This window comes from Segatella salivae F0493, assembly GCF_000477535.1.
GTDB classification, from domain to species: domain Bacteria; phylum Bacteroidota; class Bacteroidia; order Bacteroidales; family Bacteroidaceae; genus Prevotella; species Prevotella salivae.
The window spans coordinates 1-18,208 of the sequence record NZ_AWGW01000003.1; the positions used below are offsets into that span (position 1 = coordinate 1).

An 18,208-nucleotide genomic window follows, 5' to 3' on the forward strand; every position below is an offset into this window, starting at 1 on the left:
GTCTACTCTCTCTCTCTCTCTCTCTCTCTCTCATAGGCGCCACGCCAATAACTACACTTTAAAATTTTTTCTCCTACGCGCGCGTGAGGCGTGGTGTATCTCCCATAAACAAAGGGCTTTTCAAGGTTCCCTTTGTTCGCTTTTTCATGCCCTTTTGCTAAGCTGCACAAGAGGGAAATAACAAAAGTTTTCATAATATAATTCACATAAAAAAATGATGAAACAAACATTTACACTTTTCTTATTGCTTGTAGCATTATTGCTGCCCGAAAGCTCAGCAGCGCAAACGGTCTACAGTGTCGTTTCCGAAGGACTTACCCTCAACTTCACCGTAAACGGCACAGAAGCAACCATTACGGGAACGCCAGACAAAACACCATCGCCCACAAAAAGTTCCAGCTATGTATTAAACAATGGTGGTGTTCTTAAAATCCCTGCAACGGTGAATGTGGGAGCAAATACTTACACGGTCACTCGAATAGCAAGACAAGCATTTTATGCCTGCGGTATTACCTCTCTAACCTTACCTCCCACACTGAAAGTAGTAGGGGAAGGAGCTTTTTCCATGAATAGCACTGACATTGCTTATGATAATTTAATTATCCCTGCCAGCGTTCAGAGGATTGAAAGCCAAGCATTCAGAAATCATCGAATCAAGCATCTTTCTTTCGAGGCAGGCTCACAACTCTCTTATTTAGGAACTGCCGCTTTCGGAACTTATCGTCCTGCATCAATATCATGGGATGATACTTTTACTGGGCAGTCTTCTGAATACAACATTGAATACTACGACTTTTCCAACACACAATTGACGAGTGCTATGTTTGATTCTTATCGTCAACAGTTTTATGCGTTCTTTCGGCTTCGAGGCCGAATCTTGATGTATCTCCCGGCGACTTTCAATGTTTATCCTTGTGGAGGTTTAAATGAGCCTGATATGAATGGTGGTGACATAAGCCAAACTGCAGACGAGACTAACATCGTGCGTGCCGACGGTTACTGCGACAACCTGCTCATCAGCGACGACTTGTCGTTCCGCGCGCCCAAAGCATTCACGGCCAAGAAAGCCACCTACAACCGCACTTTCAGCAACACCACAGGCAAGGCCGTGAGCACCCTCTACCTGCCGTACCCCACCGACCTGCCCACCGGCATGCAGGCTTACACCCTCACCCAGAAAGGCCTTGACAGCAACGGTGATAAGGCCTTCTTGTTCTCGGCCGTACCCCTCGGCACCCGCCTTGAGGCCAACAAGCCCTACCTCGTGCGCATCACCGACGGTCAGTCTCACACCCTGCCCGAAATGCGAAATGTTCTTGTCCCTGTAACTCCAGACATACAATCTTCAGCTGTAGAAGCAACTGCTGATGGTGATTGGAAATTCTATGGCACCACAGAGTTTATACATAATACTGTCGCGTCAACTAAAAAGGCTTACTATCTTAATGGCAACAAGTGGTGGGCTGTACAAAACGGCGTCACGAACGACTACATTGCTCCCTACCGCTGCTTTATTGCCAGTCCTACGGGTGCTGTACCTGCCAAGAGTTTCCTTATGGTTTTGGATGATGAATTCAACAGCACAACAGCTGGAATTCGACAACTTGAGCATACCACCGAAGCAGACATCCAGAGTGGTCGTTATCCATTCTATTCCATTGATGGTCGTCAGCTCGGCACAAATTATAATGCTCTCAAAAGTGGACAAATCTATATTGTCAATGGCAAAAAATTCTATAAATTCTAATCATAGGAGGACTTGAAAAATGAAAAAACGGATTTATATACACCCCACGATACAAGTATTAACAGTAAATTCCGAGAACTTTATTTGTCTTTCTGTCCCCATCGCATCTGGCCCGGGTCCTGGAGGCGGCGGACAAGCTAAGCGCGACCCCTTCTTTGATGAAGAAGAGGTGTCTGACAACAATCCATGGGATGAAGATAACTAAGATATAGTAGGAAGTCCATAAATAAGTTCTTCGTCGGTCGACTAAAAGCTGAAAATAAAAACAAGCTGTTGTCGGCCGACGAAACATAAAAACCACGCTTCTGCACATTGCAGAAAGACCAAAAAGAAGTTTTTCGTGCTTCTGAACATTTCAGAAAGGCCAAAATGAAGTTTTTCACGCTTCTGAACATTTCAGAAAGGCCAAATGGAGATTTTTCACGCTTCTGAACATTTCAGAAAGGCCAAAATGAAGTTTTTCACGCTTCTGAACATTTCAGAAAGGCCAAATGGAGATTTTTCACGCTTCTGAACATTTCAGAAAGGCCAAAATGAAGTTTTTCACGCTTCTGAACGTTTCAGAAAGGTCAAAATGAAGTTTTTCATGCTTCTGAACATTTCAGAAAGGCTCAAAAGAAAGATAATGAAAGAAAGTAATGTGTAGAATACTAAGAAACAATAAAAAGAAGGTGGTACGTAAAACCATCTTTATAATTTTTACTTTAATATAATACAAATGGAAAAATTTAAGATTAAGATTCCTAAAATGGCGTTAGTAAGCGGCAGTCATTGTGCCCGCTACACCAATTCTCATCACCTCCAATTCATGTTCAACGTCTATGCATTGGTAAAAGCTGGCGACAAACTAAAGTTGCACCTCACCGACGAACTGCTCAAGAGCTGGAACGATTGCATAGAGTTAGAAACGGAGCTAAACAAGCAAGCCACGGCCACGGTGCACACTGAACAGATGGCAGCACTCGACCGCCAGCGCGACACACTGCTGACCAACCTCTTTGGCATCGTGCGTGTGCAACTGAAATCGCCCGTGCAAGCCGTTAAAGAGGCTGCCCAAAAGCTCGACAAGGCGCTCGGAGTTTATGCAGGCATTCAAAGCAAAGCGGCTGATGCCGAAACGGCCGAAGTGCGCGGATTGTTGAAAGATTTGGAGCGTTTCTCAGCAGAGATGACCACCTTGAGTCTTGCGCCTGTCATGACAGAGTTAAAGGCCGTGAACGAAAAGTTTCAAACCGTCTACAACGAACGCCAAGTGAAAGTTGTTGATGCAAAATTGCCCCCACTGGCTGAGGTTCGCCCTCAAACCGACGCCGTTTTCAATGCCGTGTGCCACTATATTGAGGCCAGTTATCTGCTCGCAGCGACCGAAGACGACCGTCCGCCGATTGAGCGTTTGGTGGACCAAATCAATCAGGAGGTAGACCACTTCAAAACGGCCTATAAACAGAGTGCGGCGCAGAAAAAGCCGTCGCCGGCAGTGAAAGAACGCGAAGAAAAACTCAAAGCGGCCATTCCGGCCTTCGCAGAAAAGGCTGGCTATGACGAGGGCACCCTCACCTACACGGGCAAAGGCAAGGGCGCAGGCATGAAACGCCAATATGAACTCGCCATAAAAGACCGCAAGGGCGCTGATGGCAAACCTGCCACAATTTGGGTGGTCATGGCCAAAGATGGCTCGCTGTTTCTCGTAGAAAAGGCAAATGAAAAGCCAAAAACGGGTGGCGGAACAACCGAACAGCCCGACTTTGGGATTAAACATAAAAACCAACCATAAAAATTGTCGAGCTTAGGGAAATGCGCAAGGCCGCATTCATAAATTAACTCTTATTGCGACGAAAACCTACGCAGCGGCGTAGTTATACAATAGGTATCGTCATAAATACTCCTAAGTCTAAAGTGGTGGTGCAGCGCTGTTGCGATAACAATGCTGCACCCTTTTTTTGCATTCATCTTTCATTTAACTCATCGCATTTTGTGTTGTCTCTCAACCTTTTTTATTATCTTTGTGCCCATTATGCAATTAGAACTAATCACAGAACAGGAAGTCGAAACCTTGAAGGCGGCTATCCGTGATGCCGAAAATATTATTGTTTTGGGGCATAAAAGTCCTGATGGCGATGCCCTGGGAGCATGTTTAGCCTGGACGGAATATTTGAAACAATGGGGGAAGACGGCCCATATTATCGTGCCTGATGCCTTTCCCGATTTTTTGAAATGGCTCCCTGGGACAGATGATGTGTTGCGTTTTGATAAACAAACTGACGAAGTAAAGGCACTTTGTCAACGTGCTGATTTGATGTTTTGTCTTGATTTTAATGACACGAGTAGACTTGAAGAACTTCAAGAAGTCATAGCGCTTTCAAAGGCAAAACGCGTGCTGATAGATCATCATCTCAATCCAACAATCGACGGCATTGTCACCATTTCTCATCCCGAAGCCAGCAGCACATGTGAACTTGTGTTTCGAGTTATCTGCCAATTGGGTGGATTTGAGCAGCTCACTCAACAGATTGCGGCTCCGATTTATTGTGGAATGATGACCGATACAGGAGGGTTTACGTATAATTCTACGCGTCCGGTAATCTATACAATCATTGGGATGTTGCTCACAACGGGAATAGATAAGGATAAAATCTATCGCAATGTGTTCAACAATTATAGTCAATGGGCCATCAGGTTACGAGGCTTTTTGATGAGCGAACGCCTGTGTGTATTCGATGAATATCATGCCGCCTACTTCACAGTGAGCCGTCGTGACATGAAGAGATTCCATTTTGTGAAAGGTGATTTGGAAGGACTTGTCAACGAACCACTGCGCATAAAGGGGCTGAAGTTTTCGGTTTCATTGCGTGAAGACGACCGACACGATAACCTGATTCTTGTGAGTTTGCGCTCGGTTGATGATTTTCCATGCAACGAAGTAGCTGCCGAGTTTTTCAATGGAGGTGGGCATCTGAATGCCAGTGGGGGCAAATTGCATTGCAGTTTGAAAGAAGCTGAAGTCATTATGCAGCGTGCGCTCTTGAAATATGCCGACCGATTGAAAGCTTAAAAATTGGGAAATATCAATAAAAACTATCATAGAAATCTATTAAAGTGTAAGGAAATTAGTAACTTTGCCACGTTATAAATAAGAACAAAACAGATAGAAATGAAGAAAATAATATATTTATTCGTAGGCCTTATCGGTGTGATTGCGTTTGCATCTTGCAAAGATAATGAAACATATGCAGACAAAAAGAAGAAAGAACGCGCTGCAATCAACCAGTATATTGCAGACCATAAGGTGAATGTTATTAGTGAACAACAGTTTCTTTCACAAGATACCACGACAGATACCACCAAGAATCAGTTTGTGCTTTTCAATAGTTCGGGTGTGTATATGCAAATTGTTCGTCGCGGAAGTGGTGAGGTTTTAGGTCGCAATGCCTCTGCAAATGTGTTACTAAGATACACAGAAACCAATCTGCTTACAGACTCGGTGCTTTCTTCTAACAATATCATGACCTTTTCATCTATCCCAGATGTGATGAACGTTAAAATGATTTCAGGTTCGCCTTACGCACAGTTTGAGTCGGGAGTAATGAAGAGTGTCTATAGAACAGCTACTGTTCCGGCTGGACTTTTGGCACCACTTTCTTATATCAAACTTGGCAAATTGTCGGCACAAGGCATTGCAAAAGTGAGACTGATTGTGCCTTCTGCACAAGGAACGGCTGTTGCTTCGGGAGCTGTTTACCCCTGTTTTTACGAACTAACTTACCAAAAAGGTAGATAAATCTAAATATTATGACTTTAATAAAATCTATCTCCGGCATCCGAGGAACTATCGGAGGACGAGCTGGTGACACATTAAATCCATTAGACATTGTTAAGTTTACATCGGCTTATGCAACCTTTATTCGCCGCAGTAATCAGTCGAAGAGCAACACGATAGTTGTCGGAAGAGACGCTCGTATCTCTGGAGAGATGGTGAAGAATGTAGTTTGTGGTACATTAATGGGCATGGGATATGATGTGCTTAATATAGGACTTGCTACCACGCCTACTACTGAATTGGCTGTTCAAATGAGCCAAGCTGCAGGCGGAATCATCATCACAGCAAGCCACAATCCACGTCATTGGAATGCCTTGAAGCTATTGAATCACAAGGGAGAATTCCTCACAAAAGATAACGGAAACGAGGTGCTTGCGATAGCAGATAAGGAAGATTTCGAGTTTGCCGACGTTGATCATGTAGGTAAATACAAAGAAGAATCTTTCAATCAACGCCATATTGATAGTGTGCTTGCATTGAAATTAGTAGATACTGAGGCTATTCGCAAAGCGCACTTTAAGGTGGCTGTGGATGCAATCAACTCGGTTGGAGGAATCATTTTGCCAGAATTGCTTGATGCTTTAGGTGTAGAATACACCTTCCTTAATGGTGAAGCGAATGGTGATTTTGCACATAATCCTGAACCATTAGAGAAAAATCTCAGTGGTATTATGGCCGAAATACGAAAAGGTGGCTATGATTTGGGTATCGTTGTAGACCCAGATGTTGACCGCTTGGCATTCATTTGTGAAGACGGAAAGATGTTTGGTGAGGAGTATACTTTAGTCTCAATAGCCGACTATGTGCTTAGTAACACGCCAGGAAATACCGTATCTAACCTGAGTTCTACACGCGCTCTTCGCGATGTAACCACAAAGCATGGCGGTGTTTATACGGCTGCTGCAGTGGGTGAAGTGAATGTAACAACGAAGATGAAAGAGGCGAATGCCATCATTGGTGGTGAGGGAAATGGGGGAGTAATCTATCCCGAGAGCCACTATGGACGTGATGCTTTGGTGGGTATTGCACTCTTCTTATCGAGTCTTGCACAGAAGAAATGTAAGGTAAGTGAACTCCGTGCTACCTTCCCTGAATACTTTATAGCCAAGAATCGTATAGATCTTACGCCATCAACTGATGTGGATGCAATCTTGGAAAAGGTGAAAGAGCAGTATGGAAAAGAACCCGATGTGCAGGTAACTGATATAGATGGCGTGAAACTTGACTTCCCTGACAAGTGGGTTCACCTGAGAAAGAGTAACACAGAGCCTATTATCCGCGTGTATAGTGAGGCATCTACAATGGAAGAAGCTGATGCTTTAGGAAAGAAACTCATGCAGGTGGTTTATGATATGCAGTAGAAAATAATGCTCTTTTGACTTGTTTTTATGGATAAGTACAGGCATTTTACATCATAGTTAAACAGAAACAGACCTTGTAAGTGAATCCTTGTTGCTTACAAGGTCTGTTTGTTTATATAGATTTTCGATAGAATCTTTGCGTTAAGTAAATAGCCAACTGCCTACCTGTTCTGCGAATTTGATTAATGCCCAAAGCAGGATTGCTATACAAACAAGTAGTAGGAATAGGATGATGGCAGACTGAACAGCCTTTTTGTTGACTTGATGAATGATATCTTTATCGTCATTTAAGAAGCCATCTATTAGTGCCATGTTCTTCTTATTGGACTTATAGAAGAAGTCAATGGCATCTCCTACATAGAAAGGTAGCATGCCAAGGAAGACATCGCGAAGCATATTGTTCAATAAAGCCAATGTCAAAGGAATCGAACGAAGCTTGAATAGGCCAAAGTATACATGCGAAAGAGAGAACAAGCCACCGAGAATGTCACCAAAACCACCTGGGATTAATCCGATGACAAAATCGAGATAATATCCATCTGCAAGCTGAGTGACCTTCTTAATATGGTGATATAGCTTGCTGTTTCGTAGTGCTTCTTTTCTAATTTCCTTGCTCATAGTGTGTGTAAAGTCCCTCTTCTTGTGCTAATTCTTCATAGATTTCATCCAACGAATTGAATAAAACATTGAGATTGTTTTCGTTTCCGCATGCCTCTTGGAACAGCAGTATGAGATCTTCTTCGTTTGATTTGAATGCACAATCATTGAGTAACAATTGTATGTTTATCAGCAATATGCGATAGATTGTGGCTTGATTGAAAGCTTGATGGTTTGTTTTTGTTGCTTTTATCCCTGCGGCATAGGCCTTTAAAATCACCCGAACCATAATGACAATAGCCTTCTGTTCGTCTATAACAGAAAGCTGCAAACCTCGTGGATAGCCTTTAATATGTTCATGAAGTGTTGTCATTTTACCTTGCAAAAGCATAGTAAAATTGCGTCTATATTCACTCAAAAGGGCCTGAAAAAGCTTATCTGTTTTGCAAGCAAATCGTAGATATTCTGTTACATTTAAGGCCTTTTCAGCACTTGCTTCCTTGAGCTTCTCCTGCATTTTCTGTTCATCTTGATAATTGAGTAGCGTCAAAGCAGGAAACATTACCGTGAAGAACTGCTGATTAATTTCTTCATAATGTTCGAGCATGGCTTGCTTAACAGCTTGTGGAGAACGTTTGTTCTCCTTGTTATTTGCCTCTGTCGAGCCATCTAAAATGCCATTTGTATAGGCTTCAAAGAATGCTCTTGTCAACGCAGCTACAGCCTTATAACTATTTATTTTTTTGTTCATTGTCCTTTGTTTTCGTGGATAAAGGTAGGTGTTTTCCTTGAGAATAGCAAGTCGCAGCCTTAATATTTCGCATCAATCCCTTATATTTTACCCGCTTAACCGCACTCCCTTTGAAGAGTTTTTGATAATCCTCTTCGCTGAGAATCTCCCATTCTTGTCGCGTCATTTGCATGAGTTCAGCTTTTGGTTGAAGTTCGGGTGTGTCGTTAGGTATGGCAAATTTATTCCACGGACAAGCCTTTAAGCAGGCATCACAGCCATAGATGGTGTTACCGATTGAGGCAGAAGCCTCTTCAGATAGACATTCTCTATTCTCTATTGTCTGGTAAGAAAGGCACTTCTCGGCATTGATTTCACGCCCTTCATCGATCGCTTTTGTTGGACAAGCATCAATACATCGGTGGCAGTTTCCACAGCGATTTTTTGCTGGTTGGTCATAAACAAGCTCTTCATCTACAATGATTTCGCCCAAGAAAAACATGCTTCCAGCGTGTGGAATGATAAGCTGATGGTTCTTACCAACCCATCCTAACCCTGCTTTTTCAGCCCAATAGCGTTCCAATATGGGTCCAGTATCAACAAAGATTCGGCACATTTTACGCTCCGATTTGAGGCATTTTAGTGCGTCATTAAAGTCAAATCGTGCGGCCAATTGACGCAGTTTGTTTTTCATTATATCATGATAATCCAAACCAAGGGCATAGGAAGCGAGATGAAATTCATTTTCATTGAACTTGTGTTGTGGGGCATAGTTCAACGCAACACAAATGATACTCTTTGCTCCTTCCATTAATAATCGGGGGTCAAGTCGTTTATCAGTGTAGTTCGCCATATACTCCATGTTGGCATATTTGCCTTCTTTGAGCCAGCGGTTGATATGGTCTGTTGTCGCTTTATCAACGTGTTCAGCACGTGCTATGCCACAAGCAAAAAAGCCGAGGCGCAGTGCTTCGGCTTTGATTTCATTCGTAAGGTCTTGTTTATTCAAAGATTTTGAACTCATATCCCTGCGATTTTAACCATTCAATTGATTCAGGTAAGGCTGTTTTTAGTTTATCGATACTCTTCAAAGAGTCATGAAACGTGATGATTGAGCCATTCCTTGCATACCTTTTTACGTTTCTTACCACATCTTTTGCAGTCAACCATTTAGAATAATCGCGTGTAACGAGGTCCCACATGATAATCCGATACCTTCTTTTCATCCACCAATAGACTGACATTCTCATCCATCCATGGGGCGGACGGAATAGGTTTGAGTGGATGAGTTCATCGGCTTTATGAGTATTAATGGCGTAGGTGATTGTCCAATGTTTGAAAGATCCTATATGGTTAAAGGTGTGATTACCCACTCGATGACCATCATTGATGATTTGATTATAAAGGTCATGGTATCTCAACACATTCTCTCCAACCATGAAAAAGGTAGCTTTGACATTATATTTCCTAAGCGTTTCAAGGATGAAAGGTGTCGACTCGGGGATAGGACCATCGTCAAACGTGAGATAAACAGCATGTTCGTTAGGGTCCATTCTCCAAGTCGCACCGGGATAAATCCAGCGTAACCATTTAGCAGGTTGCTCTATTATCATCGCTTGTTAGCTTAATTTTGCGTCAATTGTTCTGGTTAGGCAGCACGCCACCTTTGCCGCGATACATATTAAACAGACTTTGGAACTGATGTCCTGTGCGTTGAGCGAGCTTCGGATCTATGATACTTGCCACTCTGTTACACTCTTGCATGATTGACATTTCGCGTAGACAGTCATTCATAGACTGGGCAAAATGGTTGCTGTCGAGGCTCAAATACCAATTCATGTACTGTGTAGAGTTGTTCCAAACGTCGTTAAACAATTCCTTAGCTTTAGCCTTTTGACCTAATATTGCATAGCACTCTGCAAGATCAAGGCTACCACTTACGTAGTTGTTTGGCACATTATAAGCTGGTATTTCAGCTAAACATTTATTCAAAACAGCTAATGCCTGTTTATCTTTATGCTCCATAATGAGTTGTTTTGCCAGCTGAGCAAAGAGACGACGGTGGGTATAACACATACGCATTACAGTTTCATCGATATATAGTCCCTTAGTCTTTAAGCCACCAAACTTATAGCGCGTCATCAAGTTTCGATAGGTTTTGGCTGTATCAAAGTTAGTCATTCCCTTGACAACCTTACCATCTATATTCGTCGTGAATGGCGTAATGCGGTTTGCAAGGCCTTCCTGTACGAAGTTGTTCCCTAAGTTCATGTAGTTATCTTCACCCACAGTGAGAGCTACATAGATAGGGCGCGTCCAGTTACATTGGGCAATCATCTCAAGCATCATTAGGTCGTTCTTGTACAAAGCGTTCTTTCCTGCGAGAGAAATCACCATCTTGTCGGGGATAGAATCAGTCTGCATGAGCATTCCACTGCGTCTAACGGCCTGCTTATCTATAGTTACATAGACTGTATCTGTAGGTATAAAGTGCATGTCATTATCCTTAGATCGTACCCAATACTTCATGATATTCTTCAGTTCAAACGGTTCATCTCCGAACTGAGCCTTAGCTTGTTGTGGGTTATCCTTATAGAACTGAAGGATCTGTTTCTTAGCTTCCGGCTGCACAGTGATATAATCATTTGTCCCCGAACAGAAGTCAATACGAGGCCAACTGATTGGAACCGCAGGCGAATTATAGGCAGGTCGCTTCATTTGGTCAATGTACCAGTCGGTAGCGAGATAGCTTAGGTTGCATACTCTGGCATCAGTTCTGACACCTTCTACCTCTTGATTATACCAAAGTGGGAACGTATCATTGTCTCCATTGGTAAAGATGATAGGGAAACCTTTGTCTTGTAGGGTCATCAAATAGTTCTGGCCAAAGTCTCGACAAGTATATCTTCCACTACGATCATGGTCATCCCAGGTCTGACTTGCCATCTGAATAGGAACCAACAACGCTAAGATTGAAACGACAGATGCCAGTACCTTTTCATTGATATGTAGGTATTTCTTTAGCAAATCATAAATAGCTGCCACACCAATTCCACACCAAATAGCAAATGCATAGAATGAACCTGCATAAGCATAATCACGTTCTCGTGGCTGCATTGGCGTCTGATTAAGATAGATAACAATAGCCAATCCTGTCATAAAGAATAGGAAGAACACAACCCAGAACTGGCGAATACCTCGTTTTCCACGCCAAGCTTGCCAGAAAAGTCCTATGATTCCCAGAAGGAGTGGAAGACAATAGAACACGTTATGGCCTTTATTATTTTGTAAATCGGCTGGAAGTTTACTTTGATCTCCTAAGCGTGCATTGTCAATAAAAGGAATACCAGTAATCCAGTTGCCGTGTTCAAGCTCACCATTACCTTGTATATCATTCTGACGTCCAGCGAAGTTCCACATAAAGTAGCGCCAATACATGAAGTTACATTGGTAAGATAAGAAGAAACGTAGATTCTCTATTTGACTCGGCATCTTAACCGTCATTGGCTCACCACAGCGATCATACGGCACTTCCGAGCCGTCAACACCGCCCATCCAGTCTTCATACGCTTGAGCATATTTCTGTTCATACATGCGCGGGAATACCATATTCTGCGCAAATACGTATTTATTCTTGTGACTAACAACAAAGTATGAGTCTTTCTCATCAGCGCTTTTCTTTTCCTTTCGAGCATAGATTGGCGCACCTTCACTCATTACTGGCTTGCACATCTTACCGTCGTTTTGCAGTGCAACCTGTGAAGTGTAGGCCTGACCATAGGCTAATGGTCTGTCACCATATTGGTCACGACTGAGATAACTGCCAAGAGTGAAGATGTCTTCTGGCGAGTTTTGGTCCATAGGAGGATTAGCCGTTGAGCGTATAACTATAAGGGCATAGCTCGAATATCCAATCATAAGCATTAACATACACAATAAAGTTGTGTTCTTAATGCGTGCAGTTACGAAGCTGACTCTTTTCTTATTAATCGTTCGTTTGTAGTTTAATACAAACCAAAGTATCGTGAGAATAACTACTCCTATGAATACGGATGACCAGCCATATCCATAGAATGGGATGCCAAGCATAGCCACTGCAGCGGTAAACGAAATGTTACTCAGCTTCTCGTTTCGGTCTGAATAGCTTTCATAAATAGCCCAAAGAACCGTTGCTACAAGTAGAATGATGTAGATAATCTCACCAGTATTGAACGGACATCCAAGCACATTGACAAACAAAAGCTCAAACCATCCGCCCACAGTAATGATTCCTGGCACGACGCCATAAAGCACTGCAGCAACAAGAACGAATGAGAAGAACAGCGCAATCAATGAGCCTTTCAACTCAATATTTGGGAACTTGCGATAACAGAACACAAGAACGATGGCCGGAATGCATAGTAAATTCAACAAGTGCACACCGATACTAAGGCCTGTCATATAGGTAATCAACACGAGCCAGCGGTCACTATGTGGTTCGTCTGCATGGTCTTCCCATTTCAAAATGAGCCAGAATACGATTGCGGTGAAGGCAGATGAGTAGGCATAAACCTCGCCTTCAACAGCTGAAAACCAAAAAGTATCACTGAAAGTATAAATGAGTGCCCCGACAAGTCCAGCTCCTTCGATGATAATTGTCTTTGCTGTTGTCAGCTCATTCCAGTCTTTCAGTATTAGTTTTCTCGTCAGATGGGTCACCGTCCAAAAGAGAAACATGATCGTTGTGGCACTCAATAGAGCGCTCATGGTGTTGATCATGCGTGCAACTTCTGATGGATTACTTGCAAAATGCGAGAAAAGATTGGCTGTAAGCATAAAGAATGGTGCCCCAGGTGGATGCCCAATTTCAAGCTTATAGCCTGTAGTGATAAACTCAGGACAGTCCCAAAAGCTGGCTGTCGGTTCGATTGTAGAACAATAAACGACTGCGGCAATCAAGAAAGCAAGCCACCCCAGTAAATTGTCTACTAACTTGTACTGTTTCATTTATTTATAGAATGTATTATTTCGAAATAGTAGTGCAAAGATAATACATTTCATGTAAAGTCGTCTTTCCAATGGAGTATAAACTGCTTATATTTCACTTTTTTAAGCGCTTAGTCAGTGAAATGTCAGTGTTGGCCATAAGTTTTTGCCTTCTTTTGGGACCTTTTATTCTACTTTTTGCAGCTAATATTTTAATTATATGGCTCAAAAGATATTTCTTTCTCGTTTTAGTTGTTTTGTTATTGAATTTACATCATCTTCTACCTTTTGTTGATTTATAAGGCAACTAAATACTAATCATTTAACTTTACAATGCCTTTCAAATAGTGGCGATATTTTATGCGGAGGGACTTTTAATGGATAATACGTGAGTTTTTGATGAGTTTTATAAGCTGTTGAAAATCAAATGAGTATGAACTTTGTCTCTTTTTACAGCCTGTTTTTATGGTGAAATGGTTTGTCATCTGCGTCATATTATCGAGTAATTCAATACAAATCATGGCGTCGTTTGATGCAAATAGCGGAGTGTTTTGATAGAGATTACTGCTTGAAATTAGGCGAAAAGCTTTGCGAAAGCATACAAAACAATCTATGTTTAGACTATTCGCATGATTTATCTTCTATTTAATCAGTGTTCAAGTAGTGCTTTTATTAATATTAATTCTTACAAAAACGACATTTAAAACCTTTGCTTTTGTCCTGTTTTGTCAATAGAATTGCGTTTTCAACACGTTTTAATGGTCTTCTTACTTAATTTTAATTGGTTTAGGACGGATTAGTCATTTGTTCTTAATATTCTTTTATTTACTGAGCGAAGAATATGATTTTATATCACAATATCTATTATTCGCAGTTATATTTTGAGGAAATGTTCCTCCAATTTCTCTTGTGGTAAGTCTGTCGTTTCATGATAATGTAGTCCTTCATTAACGCAAGCGATGTGCTTAACATTATTGAGTATCTCGGCAATATCATGGCTAACCATGACTATTGCACACTGATGATTGATATCAGCTAACATCTCATACATCTGTTCTTGAAAGCGTTTATCAATATAAGTGTTAGGTTCGTCAAGGATAAGTACGTCAGGTTGCTGCACAATGGCACGCGCTAAGAGCACTCGTTGCAGTTGGCCTCCACTCAATGTGCCTATGGGTTGGTGTCTAAGTGCATTGAGTTCCATTTGTTCTATCGTTTGTTTTGCTTGCTGAAGTTGTTGAGTTGTGTACTTGCCAAATAGTTTTTTCTTGAGTCCAGAGATGACAACATCTTCAACATTTATGGGGAAGTTCTTATCAATATTCGTGTATTGGGGGAGATATCCCATGCAAATATGGTCTGTTTTTTGCCCGTTTTTATAGAACGAAAGCTGTCCTTCTTTCGGCTTCATCAAGCCAAGCATAATTTTGATGAGGGTCGTTTTACCGCCTCCATTGGGTCCAATAATCCCTAAATAATCGTCATCATAGACGGTGAGATTTACGTTTTTGAGCGCAGTTTTCTCAGGATATGCCGCAGTAATATGTTGTAATTTGATGATGGGTTGACTCATTTCAAGGCTTTTGCAATGGTTATCATTTGTTGATTCCAATGATAGTTTAGCGGGTCAATAGCCGTAGATGGGAGGTTCAAGTCTTTTGAAACGATCTCCGTATTGCGGTTATTGAACTGCTTTTGGATATATAATGTCTTAATCTTTTGTTGCTTTGCTAAGCGTATAATGCTTTGTAATTGGTTGGCACTTGGCTCGCGTCCCTCTTCCTCTATGGGTATTTGAGTAAGCCGATAGTCGTGAGCGAAGTAGGTTAGGATAGGGTGATAGATCAAGAACGCTTTTGTTTTACCTGCCAAAAGCTTGTTGACTTCTTTGTCTGTTGCATTGATTTTTGTGAGCAATTTATTGAGATTTGCCCTATAATATGCGCTATCCTTTGCGTTCGTTTGTTTCAAAGCATTGAAGATATTGTATGCAATCTGTCGGGCATTACGGCAACTCATCCACGTATGTGGGTCTATTATACCATTCAAAGTCTTTACCGGCGTGATGCCTACTGACGTGTCAACAATGCGTGTATGAGGTGCATTGGCTTTGAGTTTTGACATCCATGTGCGTTCAAAACCAATCTGTCCAACCTTTATATAGAGTGTACTTTCATTGAGGGCCATCATCTGTTGGGCTGTTGGTTCATAGGTTTCAGGGCTCATCCCACCAGGAACCATCGTCACAACTTTATACCGATTGCCAGCAATTTGCTCTGTAAAGTATCGCAAAGGCTCTATGGATACAGTGATTTGTTGACTGGTTTTAGGAGATGAAAAGCTGCAAGAGGTCAGTGTAATTGCCGAGAAAGCCAAGATAACATAACGTGCAAACTTTCCTGCTGTGATGCTAACTGTCGAGATAAGTAAGTTGGAACGCATCAAACCTAATACGATAGTGATGGCACTTCCAATAATCGGCAGAAAGGCAAAGAAGCCCATCCATGCGCCTCTTCCAGCCATAAAGCGTTGTGCTTTCTGAAGACTTGCTGGCTTAACATGTAGATATTTCTCTATCCAATCCATGCGTCCCATGTGTCCAATGGCATAGTTGAAGAGTCCGCCCAACACATTTCCTATTGTGGCATATAGTATAAGAGGCCATGGTTTCAGTCCCGCAGCAAGCAAACCTAACATGACTGCTTCGCTACTGAAAGGGAAAAAACTACCTGCAAGAAAGGCAGATAGCAACATACCTAAATAGCCCCAATCAATTAAAAAAGCAATGATGGAATCCATAAATTATAAGCAGTGAGTAGCAATATCAATACAATGACAACGTGGAACACAATGTTTGTAAACCACGTTCGCGTCAAAGCGAGGAAGTGTCCGAATAATATTGCTGTCGTAATAATCATGATGTGAATAAGAAAACCATAGAGTTGGGGTTGCAAGACAATGAAGATAGTCGTCACAACCTGCATCATTATGAATGTCTCATAGAACATTCTGGTCTTTATTTTGTCTTTATAACTGTTGCGAAGAAAATGGATTATACCAGCTAATCCAAGTATGGCAATGAATGAAAATGTAACAATTTGGTGTTCGGTTACTTGATGATAGTAACTGAAATCGCATAGAACAGCGAGATCGGAGAAGTGGGTCCACAACTTCGGAAGGCTGTTGGTGTAGACTGCATAGCCTGCAACAAACCAATAAGGGAATAGTAAGCCCAAGATTGAGGCTACGAAAGTGCGTAGGCTAAAGGCTAAAATGAAGCCTATGAGTGCTATCCAAAGGAAGGGAACGAAATAGAGAATCTTTACAAAGAAGATACTCGCAATGCCAATCATCGTAAAGGCATAGAAGATGGATGCAGCCCCGTAACGATTTTGATAGGCTTGAAACAGAAACAGGTAGAAAGCAATAGTGCAGAGCGTTACAATCGTTCCATCTGTTGAACTCGTTCGAAAACACACCATTGCAGATAGCAAGAGATATGTGCATGACAGCATACGACTATACACTCTGATGAGCGAATAGCGATTGTTGAGTATTGCAATCATCCCAGTTGCTATGAAAAGGCTGGCTGCTTGCACCCAGAGTCCTTGCTGGATGGTGCCTGCAGCCAATGCAACGACCATGCCATAAACAACTGTTATAGGCAGTGTCAGTCTGCTTGTTGCTATTCTTTCCTGTCTTCTTTTACTTGCCATTTAAAGGTCTTTGCCTATATCTCTTCTAAAATATTTGTCAGTAAACTGAATTTTTTGAGCCTCATTAAAACTCTTTTGCAGTGCCTCAGCTTTATCCTTCCCATAAGATGAAACGGCAATGACACGCCCACCATTCGTTAGAATCTGGCCATCTTTGCTGGCAGTACCACTATGAAAGACGATACTTCCATCTACTTTGTCGATTCCTGTGATAGGATAGCCTTTCTTATATGCTTCAGGATAGCCTCCACTAACAAGCATAACACAAACTGCAGCACGTTCATCGAACGCTATTTCTCTTTGATTTAAGTCACCGGTGGCAACGCCTTCAAAGAGGTCTACGATATCACTCTTCAGACGAAGCATAACACTTTCTGTCTCAGGATCGCCCATTCTGCAGTTATATTCGATAACCATTGGCTCACCATTAACATTGATGAGGCCGAAGAAAATAAAGCCTTTATAGTCTATTCCTTCGTGAGATAATCCATCAACAGTAGGCTTGATGATTCGTTCTTCAACCTTTTTCATCCAATCTTTGGTTGCAAATGGAACTGGAGAAATACTGCCCATGCCTCCTGTATTCAGCCCAGTGTCGTGCTCACCAATACGTTTATAGTCTTTAGCTTCAGGCAGAATCTTGTAGTGTTTACCATCAGTTAAGATGAAAACGCTGCACTCAATACCTGATAAAAACTCTTCAATGACCACCTGTGCACTGGCATTTCCAAACATTCCTCCAAGCATTTCACGAAGTTCTTTCTTTGCTTCTTCAAGGTTAGGAAGTATTAAAACGCCTTTTCCTGCACACAATCCATCCGCTTTTAAGACGTAAGGTGGTTGCAAAGTTTCAAGAAATCGCAACCCCTCTTCAAGGCTGTTGCCATCAAATGTCTTGTACTTTGCTGTTGGAATATGATGCCGTTGCATGAAGTTTTTAGCGAAATCTTTGCTTCCTTCAAGTACAGCTCCGGCTTTAGATGGCCCAATTACGGGGATGTTTTGCGTGCGTTTATCTTGTTTAAAGTTGTCATAAATCCCTTTAACTAAAGGGTCTTCAGGACCTACAACGACCATATCGACGTGGTGATCAACAGCAAAGTCCTTTAACTTTTCAAAGTCATCAGCCTTGATATTGACGTTTTCTCCGCAGTCAGCTGTGCCGGCATTGCCCGGAGCAATATACAACTTATCACACTTTTTGCTTTGGGCTATCTTCCATGCTAAGGCATGTTCGCGGCCACCTCCACCCAATAATAATAGTCTCATGATTGG

At 41.9% G+C, this 18,208-nt stretch carries 15 protein-coding genes; 6 read left to right on the top strand and 9 right to left on the bottom strand.

The window, feature by feature from the left end:
• Positions 1-214: 214 nt before the first annotated feature.
• The 6 genes from HMPREF9145_RS00150 to glmM all read left to right on the top strand — a co-directional run bounded on the left by HMPREF9145_RS00150 (position 215) and on the right by glmM (position 6,925).
• Positions 215-1,747, top strand: a complete 1,533-nt coding sequence (locus tag HMPREF9145_RS00150) for a leucine-rich repeat protein (protein WP_052026725.1) — start codon at positions 215-217, stop codon at positions 1,745-1,747.
• A gap of 19 nt (positions 1,748-1,766) precedes the next feature.
• Entirely contained in the window at positions 1,767-1,952 is a 186-nt protein-coding gene (locus tag HMPREF9145_RS12540) for a hypothetical protein (protein WP_021824429.1), read from the top strand.
• A gap of 513 nt (positions 1,953-2,465) precedes the next feature.
• Positions 2,466-3,521: a DUF6261 family protein gene (locus tag HMPREF9145_RS00155; protein ID WP_021824348.1), complete on the top strand. Its 1,056-nt coding sequence runs from the start codon at positions 2,466-2,468 to the stop codon at positions 3,519-3,521.
• A gap of 240 nt (positions 3,522-3,761) precedes the next feature.
• Positions 3,762-4,799, top strand: a complete 1,038-nt coding sequence (locus tag HMPREF9145_RS00160; RefSeq protein ID WP_021824395.1) for a DHH family phosphoesterase — start codon at positions 3,762-3,764, stop codon at positions 4,797-4,799.
• Between the two features lie 99 nt (positions 4,800-4,898).
• Complete coding sequence (locus HMPREF9145_RS00165) at positions 4,899-5,525, top strand: DUF4827 domain-containing protein (RefSeq protein WP_021824376.1); 627 nt, start codon at positions 4,899-4,901, stop codon at positions 5,523-5,525.
• Between the two features lie 11 nt (positions 5,526-5,536).
• A complete protein-coding gene (gene glmM / locus HMPREF9145_RS00170; RefSeq protein ID WP_007134193.1) occupies positions 5,537-6,925 on the top strand; it encodes a phosphoglucosamine mutase in 1,389 nt (462 codons plus the stop codon).
• A gap of 141 nt (positions 6,926-7,066) precedes the next feature.
• Here the strand turns inward: glmM and HMPREF9145_RS00175 are convergent, their stop codons facing one another.
• The 9 genes from HMPREF9145_RS00175 to purD all read right to left on the bottom strand — a co-directional run bounded on the left by HMPREF9145_RS00175 (position 7,067) and on the right by purD (position 18,202).
• On the bottom strand, positions 7,067-7,543 hold the full coding sequence (locus tag HMPREF9145_RS00175) for a DUF4112 domain-containing protein (protein WP_021824390.1): 477 nt from the start codon (positions 7,541-7,543) through the stop codon (positions 7,067-7,069).
• Positions 7,527-8,273, bottom strand: coding sequence for a hypothetical protein (locus HMPREF9145_RS00180; RefSeq protein WP_021824403.1), 747 nt, complete (start codon positions 8,271-8,273; stop codon positions 7,527-7,529). Before HMPREF9145_RS00180 ends, HMPREF9145_RS00175 begins: the two co-directional genes overlap by 17 nt.
• Positions 8,254-9,276, bottom strand: a complete 1,023-nt coding sequence (gene queG, locus HMPREF9145_RS00185; RefSeq protein WP_021824383.1) for a tRNA epoxyqueuosine(34) reductase QueG — start codon at positions 9,274-9,276, stop codon at positions 8,254-8,256. The genes HMPREF9145_RS00180 and queG overlap by 20 nt, the downstream gene beginning before the upstream one ends.
• Positions 9,254-9,865 carry a polysaccharide deacetylase family protein gene (locus tag HMPREF9145_RS00190; RefSeq protein ID WP_021824380.1) on the bottom strand — a complete coding sequence of 204 codons (612 nt, stop codon included), beginning with the start codon at positions 9,863-9,865 and terminating at the stop codon, positions 9,254-9,256. Before HMPREF9145_RS00190 ends, queG begins: the two co-directional genes overlap by 23 nt.
• Before the next feature lie 22 nt (positions 9,866-9,887).
• Positions 9,888-13,238 (bottom strand): glycosyltransferase family 117 protein, encoded by a 3,351-nt coding sequence (locus tag HMPREF9145_RS00195; RefSeq protein WP_021824404.1) that lies wholly within the window; start codon positions 13,236-13,238, stop codon positions 9,888-9,890.
• A gap of 853 nt (positions 13,239-14,091) precedes the next feature.
• Positions 14,092-14,790, bottom strand: coding sequence for a metal ABC transporter ATP-binding protein (locus HMPREF9145_RS00200; RefSeq protein ID WP_021824453.1), 699 nt, complete (start codon positions 14,788-14,790; stop codon positions 14,092-14,094).
• Entirely contained in the window at positions 14,787-16,016 is a 1,230-nt protein-coding gene (locus HMPREF9145_RS00205) for a metal ABC transporter solute-binding protein, Zn/Mn family (RefSeq protein ID WP_021824370.1), read from the bottom strand. The genes HMPREF9145_RS00200 and HMPREF9145_RS00205 overlap by 4 nt, the downstream gene beginning before the upstream one ends.
• On the bottom strand, positions 15,992-16,933 hold the full coding sequence (locus tag HMPREF9145_RS00210; RefSeq protein WP_021824423.1) for a hypothetical protein: 942 nt from the start codon (positions 16,931-16,933) through the stop codon (positions 15,992-15,994). Before HMPREF9145_RS00210 ends, HMPREF9145_RS00205 begins: the two co-directional genes overlap by 25 nt.
• Positions 16,934-18,202, bottom strand: a complete 1,269-nt coding sequence (gene purD / locus HMPREF9145_RS00215; protein ID WP_021824382.1) for a phosphoribosylamine--glycine ligase — start codon at positions 18,200-18,202, stop codon at positions 16,934-16,936.
• Positions 18,203-18,208: the final 6 nt, after the last annotated feature.

Excerpts from the sequence above, each read along its gene's own strand:
- HMPREF9145_RS00175 (WP_021824390.1), bottom strand. The coding sequence starts at position 7,543 with ATGAGCAAGGAAATTAGAAAAGAAGCACTACGAAACAGCAAGCTATAT.
- HMPREF9145_RS00190 (WP_021824380.1), bottom strand. The coding sequence starts at position 9,865 with ATGATAATAGAGCAACCTGCTAAATGGTTACGCTGGATTTATCCCGGT.
- HMPREF9145_RS00180 (WP_021824403.1), bottom strand. The coding sequence starts at position 8,273 with ATGAACAAAAAAATAAATAGTTATAAGGCTGTAGCTGCGTTGACAAGA.
- HMPREF9145_RS00165 (WP_021824376.1), top strand. The coding sequence starts at position 4,899 with ATGAAGAAAATAATATATTTATTCGTAGGCCTTATCGGTGTGATTGCG.
- purD (WP_021824382.1), bottom strand. The coding sequence starts at position 18,202 with ATGAGACTATTATTATTGGGTGGAGGTGGCCGCGAACATGCCTTAGCA.
- HMPREF9145_RS00205 (WP_021824370.1), bottom strand. The coding sequence starts at position 16,016 with ATGGATTCCATCATTGCTTTTTTAATTGATTGGGGCTATTTAGGTATG.
- HMPREF9145_RS00200 (WP_021824453.1), bottom strand. The coding sequence starts at position 14,790 with ATGAGTCAACCCATCATCAAATTACAACATATTACTGCGGCATATCCT.
- queG (WP_021824383.1), bottom strand. The coding sequence starts at position 9,276 with ATGAGTTCAAAATCTTTGAATAAACAAGACCTTACGAATGAAATCAAA.
- HMPREF9145_RS00155 (WP_021824348.1), top strand. The coding sequence starts at position 2,466 with ATGGAAAAATTTAAGATTAAGATTCCTAAAATGGCGTTAGTAAGCGGC.
- HMPREF9145_RS00210 (WP_021824423.1), bottom strand. The coding sequence starts at position 16,933 with ATGGCAAGTAAAAGAAGACAGGAAAGAATAGCAACAAGCAGACTGACA.
- glmM (WP_007134193.1), top strand. The coding sequence starts at position 5,537 with ATGACTTTAATAAAATCTATCTCCGGCATCCGAGGAACTATCGGAGGA.
- HMPREF9145_RS00160 (WP_021824395.1), top strand. The coding sequence starts at position 3,762 with ATGCAATTAGAACTAATCACAGAACAGGAAGTCGAAACCTTGAAGGCG.
- HMPREF9145_RS12540 (WP_021824429.1), top strand. The coding sequence starts at position 1,767 with ATGAAAAAACGGATTTATATACACCCCACGATACAAGTATTAACAGTA.
- HMPREF9145_RS00150 (WP_052026725.1), top strand. The coding sequence starts at position 215 with ATGATGAAACAAACATTTACACTTTTCTTATTGCTTGTAGCATTATTG.
- HMPREF9145_RS00195 (WP_021824404.1), bottom strand. The coding sequence starts at position 13,238 with ATGAAACAGTACAAGTTAGTAGACAATTTACTGGGGTGGCTTGCTTTC.